Below are 6934 nucleotides of genomic sequence, written 5' to 3'. Positions count from 1 at the left end.
GTCGGGTCAGTCGGACCGGGCGCATCGCCGGGACCGGTCGGGTCAGTCGGACCGGGCGCATCGCCGGGACCGGTCGGGTCAGTCGGACCGGGCGCACCGTCGGGACCGGTCGGGTCAGTCGGACCGGGCGCACCGTCGGGACCGGTCGGGTCACTCGGACCGGTCGAGCCGCCGCTGCCAGTCGGGTCTGTTCCACCGGTCGGGCCGCCGGGGCCGGTCGGGTCGGGCCCGGCCGGTGAACCCCGTACCGGCGTCGCCGCGCTGTCCCTGCGCTACCAGATCGGGGTCGCCCTGGCGCTCGCGGTCGTCGCCATCGGGGTGTGTGTGCATCTCGGGATGACGTTCCTGCACGTCGCGCCGGCGAACACGGTCACCAGGGCGCACGGCGAGGCCGTGGACGACTGGATCTATCCGGAGTTCGAGCAGAACTGGAAGCTCTTCGCGCCGAACCCGCTCCAGCAGAACATCTCGATCCAGGTCCGGGCGGAGATCCGCGGGCCGGACGGCATGACGCTGACCACCGGCTGGTACGACCTGTCCGCCGAGGACGGTGAGGCCATCGACGGCAACCTGCTGCCCAGCCACACCCAGCAGAACGAGCTGCGCCGCGCCTGGGACTTCTTCGTCGCCACGCATGACGGCGAGAACCGGCCCGTGGGCTTGCGCGGCTCGCTCTCCGAGGCGTACCTGCGTCGGATCATGGTGCTGCGCCTCGACCGCGACGCCGCGGTGCGGGCCACGACCGGGGGCGCCGGGACCATCGAGCGCGTGCAGGTCCGTTCCCGCACCAGCAACGTGCCGCCACCCGAGTGGAGCCGGGAGAAGGTCTCCACGACGCCGTCCTACCGGGAGCTGCCGTGGTGGAAGGTGTCGCAGGACGAGGCTCGGGGTGGCGTGCGGTGAACCGCTTCTCGCTGGCCGTCTCGGGCGGCATCGCCCGCGTCACCGAGGCCGCCCTGGGTCCCTACCAGACGGCCGTCATCCGTATCGGCTTCAGCGCCACCTGGCTGCTGTTCCTGCTCCGCGAGCTCCCCCACCGCCACGAGCTGTACGGGCCGGACGGCCCCTGGAGCTGGGACCTGGCTCAGCAGCTGGTCGGTTCCAACGGTTCCTTCACCATCCTGATGTGGTCGGACGGCCGCGTCTGGTTCGAGATCGTCTACGCGCTCGCGGTCCTGTCCAGCGCCCTGCTGCTGCTGGGCTGGCGCACGCGCACCATGTCGGTGCTGTTCATGGTCGGGGTGCTGTCGCTGCAGAACCGCAGTGTCTTCATGGGTGACGGCGGCGACAACGTGCTGCACCTGATGTCGATCTACCTGGTGTTCACGCGGTGCGCCCAGGTGTGGTCGCTGGACGCCAAGCGGGGCGAGCGGGACCGGGCGGCCCGCGCGCGGGGCGAGCGGGTCACGGACCGGACGGGCCCTGCCCTGTGGGGCGCGCTCGGATTCGTGCTGATCGCGGTCACCCTGGCCGGCCGGATGCAGGGCGACTGGCTCATACCCGGCCTGCTGTGGACGGTGTGGGTGGCGCAGGCCCTGTGGTGGCTGGCCGGACGCCGGCCCGGCACCGGTGAGCCGCGGATCCTGCTGGACGTCGTCGCCGCCATCGTGCACAACGGCGCCCTGCTCGTGATCATGGCCGAGGCCTGTCTGATCTACGCGACGGCCGGCTGGTACAAGATCCAGGGCTCCCGCTGGCAGGACGGCACCGCGGTCTACTACCCGCTCCACCTGGAGTACTTCTCACCCTGGCCCGCCCTCGCCGACCTGCTGTCGGCCAGCGGCACGATGGTGATGCTGGTGACGTACGGGACGGTCCTCGTGCAGGTCGCCTTCCCGTTCACCCTGTTCAACCGGCGGGTGAAGAACGTCCTGCTGGCGGTCATGATGACCGAGCACGCGGTGATCGCCGTGGTCCTCGGACTGCCCTTCTTCTCACTCGCGATGATCGCCGCGGACGCGGTGTTCCTGCCGACGGGCTTCCTGCGCCGGCTGGGCGGCCGGGTGGCACGCGCGCGTGACCGGCTCCCGCGCCGGGGCGGGCGTACGCCGGTCCCGCGACAGCGCGCGCCCGAGAGCCCCGAGGCGGCGCACGTAGGCTTCGGGCCATGACCGACCCCGTGACCGCCTGGCACCGGCTCGCCGGCGAGACCGTCCTGCTCGACGGGTTCCACGCCCTCAAGCACGCGCTGCGTTTCGGCGCCGAGGTGCCGTTGGCGATCACCGCGGACCGGGCCGCCGCACTCGCCCTCGCCGAGGAGCTGGCCCCGGACGTAGGGGACGCGCTGGCCGGGCTGCTGACGGAGGTGCCGCACCGGACGTACGCGTCGTTCGTGCCGCGTGCGCACCCCACCGCCGTGGCCGCCCTGGCCGTCCGGCCCTCCCGCGCCCGCCACCTGGAGAAGCTGACGCACGTGCCCCGCTCGGCCCCGGTCGTCGTTCTCGACAACCCGCGCAACCTCGGCAACGCGGGCGCGGTGATCCGCCTGGCCGCCGGTTTCGGTGCGACCGGCGTGGTGACGACCGGGACCGTCGACCCCTGGCACCCCACCGTCGTACGCGGTGGGGCGGGACTCCACTTCGCGACGGCCGTGGAGCGTCTGGAGGTGTCCGAGCTGCCGCCCGGACCTCTGTTCGCCCTCGATCCGGAGGGCGACGACATCCGGGCCGTCACCCTCCCGGACGACGCCGTCCTCGCCTTCGGCTCCGAACGCACCGGCCTGTGCACGGAACTGCGCGGGCGTGCGGACCACTTGCTGTCGCTCCCGATGCGCCCCCAGGTGAGCAGCTACAACCTGGCGACGAGCGTGGCGATGACGCTGTACCACTGGAGCTGCGGTGCCTCCTAGGCGTCCCGCCGCACCTCGACGACACGGAACCGGTTGGCGACGAACGCCCCGTCACACAGCGCCGCACTCGCCGCCGGGTTGCCCCCCGAGCCGTGGAAGTCGGAGAACGCGGCCGTCTGGTTCACATAGACCCCGCCCGTGAGGTTCAGCGACAGCTGCGCCGCCTCCTCCAGGCAGACCTCCTGCACGGCCTGCTCGACCTCCGGGTCGGTGGTGTACGCCCCGACGGTCATCGCGCCCTTCTCGCGGACCGTCCGCCGCAGCAGCTCGGTCGCGTCCGCGGCGGAGTCGACGGCCACGGCGAAGGACACCGGTCCGAAGCACTCGCTCATGTACGCGGCCTCGGCGTCCGGCTTGGCGCCGTCCAGCTTGACGATCACCGGCGTGCGGACGACCGCACCCGGGAAGTCCGGGTTGGTGATCTCCCGGGAGGCCAGGGCGACCTCACCCAGCCCGGAAGCGGCTTCCAGGCGGGCCTTGACGTCCGGGTTGACGATCGCGCCGAGCAGCGCGTTCGCCCGGGCGTCGTCACCGAGGAGCCCGTCTACCGACCGGGCGAGGTCGGCGACCACCTCGTCGTAGGACTTGGGGCCCTGGTCGGTGGAGATGCCCTCGCGGGGGACGAGCAGGTTCTGCGGGGTGGTGCACATCTGGCCGCTGTACAGGGACAGCGAGAACGCCAGGTTGGAGAGCATGCCCTCGTAGTCGGACGTGGAGTGGAGGACGACCGTGTTGACGCCGGCCTTCTCCGTGTAGACCTGCGCCTGGCGGGCGTTGGCCTCCAGCCAGTCGCCGAACTCGGTCGAGCCCGTGTAGTCGATGATCCGGATCTCGGGGCGCAGCGCGAGGGTCTTGGCGATGCCCTCGCCGGGGTTCTCGGCGGCCAGCGCGATCAGGTTCGGGTCGAAACCGGTCTCGGCGAGCACCTCGCGCGCGATCTGCACCGTGAGCGCGAGCGGCAGCACCGCGCGCGGGTGGGGCTTGACCAGGACCGCGTTGCCGGTGGCGAGGGAGGCGAACAGGCCCGGGTAGCTGTTCCACGTCGGGAAGGTGTTGCAGCCGATCACCAGGCCGATGCCGCGCGGGACCGGCGTGAACTGCTTGGTCATGGCCAGCGGGTCGCGTTTGCCCTGCGGCTTGCTCCACTCGGCGTTGTCGGGCGTGCGGACCTGCTCCACGTACGCGTACGCCACCGCCTCCAGGCCGCGGTCCTGCGCGTGCGGCCCGCCCGCCTGGAACGCCATCATGAAGGCCTGGCCGGAGGTGTGCATCACCGCGTGCGCGAACTCGTGCGTCCGGTCGCTGACGCGCTTGAGGATCTCCAGGCAGACCACCGCGCGCTGCTCGGCGCCCGCGTCGCGCCAGGCCCGCTGGCCGGCCCTCATGGCGGGCAGCAGCACGTCGAGGTCCGCGTGCGGGTACGTCACGCCCAGTTCGATGCCGTACGGGGACGTCTCGCCGCCCACCCAGTCGTCCGTCCCGGGCTGGCCGAGGTCGAGGCGGGAGCCGAGCAGGGCGTCGAAGGCGGCCTTGCCCGCCGCCGCGTCCAGGCTGCCGTTCTCCCCGTAGGCCTTGGGGTGCTCGGGGTGCGGGGACCAGTACGCGCGCGTGCGGATCGCTTCCAGCGCCTGGTCGAGGGTGGACCGGTGCCGGGCGATCAGCTCGTGCGCCGAGAGTGCGGCGGTCATGGGTGACCAACTCCTCGTCTCAAGAACTCTTCGTCGAGTTCATGACCTGGGCAGAAACCTGGGCGGGAACACGCGGACAGAGCTAGAGTAACCGAACGATCGGTCGGTTCAAGGGGGTCCACCGCATCTGTGGAAAACCCCGTGCGGGAGGATCGCGCCCATGACAGCACTCGACCTCAGCAGCCCCGTGGCCGTCGTCGGCACCGGCACCATGGGCCAGGGCATCGCCCAGGTCGCGCTGGTCGCGGGCCATCTCGTACGGCTGTACGACACCGTTCCGGGGCGGGCACGGGAGGCGGCCGACGCGATCGGCGCCCGCCTGGACCGGCTCGTCGAGAAGGAGCGCCTCACCGGCGCCGACCGGGACGCCGCCCGCGCCCGGCTGCGGCCCGCCGAGGACCTCGCCGAGCTCGCCGACTGCGCCCTGGTCGTCGAGGCGGTCCTGGAGCGGCTGGACGTCAAACAGGAGCTGTTGCGCGAGCTGGAGGGCATCGTCTCCGACGACTGCCTGCTCGCCACCAACACCTCCTCCCTGTCCGTCACGGCCATCGGCGGCGCCCTGCACGTCCCCGGCCGGTTCGTCGGCCTGCACTTCTTCAACCCCGCGCCGCTGCTGCCGCTGGTCGAGGTCGTCTCCGGGTTCGCCACCGACGTCACGTACGCCACGCGCGCGTACGAGACCGCCCGCGCCTGGGGCAAGACGCCGGTCGCCTGCGCGGACACCCCCGGCTTCATCGTCAACCGCATCGCGCGGCCCTTCTACGCCGAGGCCTTCGCGGTCTACGAGGCGCAGGGCGCCGACCCGGCCACCATCGACGCCGTGCTGCGCGAGTCGGGCGGCTTCCGGATGGGCGCGTTCGAGCTGACCGACCTGATCGGCCAGGACGTCAACGAGTCCGTCACGCAGTCGGTCTGGCAGGCCTTCTTCCAGGACGTGCGCTTCACCCCGTCCCTCGCCCAGCGGCGCCTGGTCGAGTCCGGGCGGCTCGGCCGCAAGAGCGGCCAGGGCTGGTACGCGTACCGGGACGGGGCCGAACGCCCCGAGCCGGACACCGCCGAGACACGTCAGCCGCCCGCGTACGTCGTCGCCGAGGGGGACCTGGGCCCGGCGGCCGAGCTGCTCGCGCTGATCCGCGAGGCGGGCATCCCGGTCCGCGACGAGGACGACGACGAGGAAGCGGGGGCCTGTCTGCTGCTCCCGAGCGGCGGCCGGCTCGTCCTGGCCGACGGGCAGACCGCCGTGGAGTTCCGGGACGTCGTCTACTTCGACCTCGCGCTCGACTACCGCAGGGCCACCCGGATCGCCCTGTCCGCCTCCCAGGACACCTCCCCGCAGGCCCTCGCCGAGGCCACCGGCCTCTTCCAGGCGCTAGGCAAACGGGTCAGCCTCATCGGCGACGTGCCCGGCATGATCGTCGCCCGCACGGTCGCGCGGATCATCGATCTGGCGCACGACGCGGTCGCCAAGGGTGTGGCCACCGAGGAGGACATCGACACCGCGATGCGCCTGGGCGTGAACTACCCCCTGGGGCCCTTCGAGTGGAGCCGCCGGCTCGGCCGTTCCTGGGCCTACGCGCTCCTGGACGACCTCCACCGCTGCGATCCCTCGGGACGCTACGCGCCGTCCCTGGCGCTGTACCGCCACGCCCACGCCTCCGACCCACGGGAGGGCACCGCCTCATGACCACCGCCAAGCGCGACACCTACACCCCGGACACGCTGCTGTCCGTCGCCGTCCAGGTGTTCATCGAGCGCGGTTACGACGGCACCTCCATGGAGCACCTCTCCCGGGCGGCCGGCATCTCCAAGTCGTCGATCTACCACCACGTGTCCGGTAAGGAGGAACTGCTGCGCCGGGCCGTGAGCAGGGCGCTGGACGGTCTCTTCGGGATTCTCGACGAGGAGCCCGCGCGCGCGGGGCGCGCCGCCGACCGCCTGGAGTACGTCGTCCGGCGCATGGTCGAGGTGCTCATCACCGAACTGCCCTACGTGACCCTCCTGCTGCGGGTGCGGGGCAACACCGACACCGAGCGGTGGGCCCTGGAGCGGCGCCGGGACTTCGACCACCGCGTGTCCGACCTGCTCAAGGCGGCCGCCGCGGACGGCGACGTGCGCGCCGACATAGAGGTCCGGCTGGTGACCCGGCTGGTCTTCGGCATGATCAACTCGATCGTCGAGTGGTATCGGCCGGACGTCCGTGGCATGAGCGAACGCGAGGTGGCCGACGCGGTGGTGCGATTGGCCTTCGGAGGCCTGCGCAAGGCCGCCTGACGGCGGTCCCTCACCTCGGAGGCCTGCGCAAGGCCGCCTGACATCGGTCACCCCACCTCGGAGGCCCGCGCAAGGCCGCCTGACATCGGTCCCCCGTGGACGGCCCGGGTGTCCTCTCGGGCGTGCT

Annotated in this window: 6 protein-coding genes; 5 read left to right on the top strand and 1 reads right to left on the bottom strand. The window is 72.1% G+C overall.

Annotated elements, in window-relative coordinates:
* The 3 genes from ABTX62_RS00955 to ABTX62_RS00945 form a co-directional block, all read left to right on the top strand.
* Positions 1–903, top strand: a 903-nt coding sequence (locus tag ABTX62_RS00955) for a DUF5819 family protein (protein WP_352114194.1), incomplete at its 5' end; no start/stop codon positions are given.
* Positions 900–2111 (top strand): HTTM domain-containing protein, encoded by a 1212-nt coding sequence (locus tag ABTX62_RS00950; RefSeq protein WP_352114193.1) that lies wholly within the window; start codon positions 900–902, stop codon positions 2109–2111. The genes ABTX62_RS00955 and ABTX62_RS00950, both read left to right, overlap by 4 nt.
* On the top strand, positions 2108–2848 hold the full coding sequence (locus tag ABTX62_RS00945) for a TrmH family RNA methyltransferase (protein ID WP_352114192.1): 741 nt from the start codon (positions 2108–2110) through the stop codon (positions 2846–2848). Before ABTX62_RS00950 ends, ABTX62_RS00945 begins: the two co-directional genes overlap by 4 nt.
* Here the strand turns inward: ABTX62_RS00945 and paaN are convergent.
* Positions 2845–4536, bottom strand: a complete 1692-nt coding sequence (paaN, locus tag ABTX62_RS00940) for a phenylacetic acid degradation protein PaaN (protein ID WP_352114191.1) — start codon at positions 4534–4536, stop codon at positions 2845–2847. The two genes, ABTX62_RS00945 and paaN, sit on opposite strands and share 4 nt — an antisense overlap.
* A gap of 160 nt (positions 4537–4696) precedes the next feature.
* On the opposite strand from paaN, the gene ABTX62_RS00935 reads away from it, so the two are divergent.
* Positions 4697–6220: a 3-hydroxyacyl-CoA dehydrogenase gene (locus ABTX62_RS00935; protein ID WP_352114190.1), complete on the top strand. Its 1524-nt coding sequence runs from the start codon at positions 4697–4699 to the stop codon at positions 6218–6220.
* On the top strand, positions 6217–6807 hold the full coding sequence (locus ABTX62_RS00930; protein ID WP_352114189.1) for a TetR/AcrR family transcriptional regulator: 591 nt from the start codon (positions 6217–6219) through the stop codon (positions 6805–6807). Before ABTX62_RS00935 ends, ABTX62_RS00930 begins: the two co-directional genes overlap by 4 nt.
* The last annotated feature ends 127 nt before the right edge of the window (positions 6808–6934 follow it).

The sequence above is a fragment of the Streptomyces sp. NPDC096046 genome (genome assembly GCF_040303285.1).
Lineage (GTDB): Bacteria > Actinomycetota > Actinomycetes > Streptomycetales > Streptomycetaceae > Streptomyces.
This window is presented reverse-complemented; position numbering and strand designations above follow the sequence as displayed.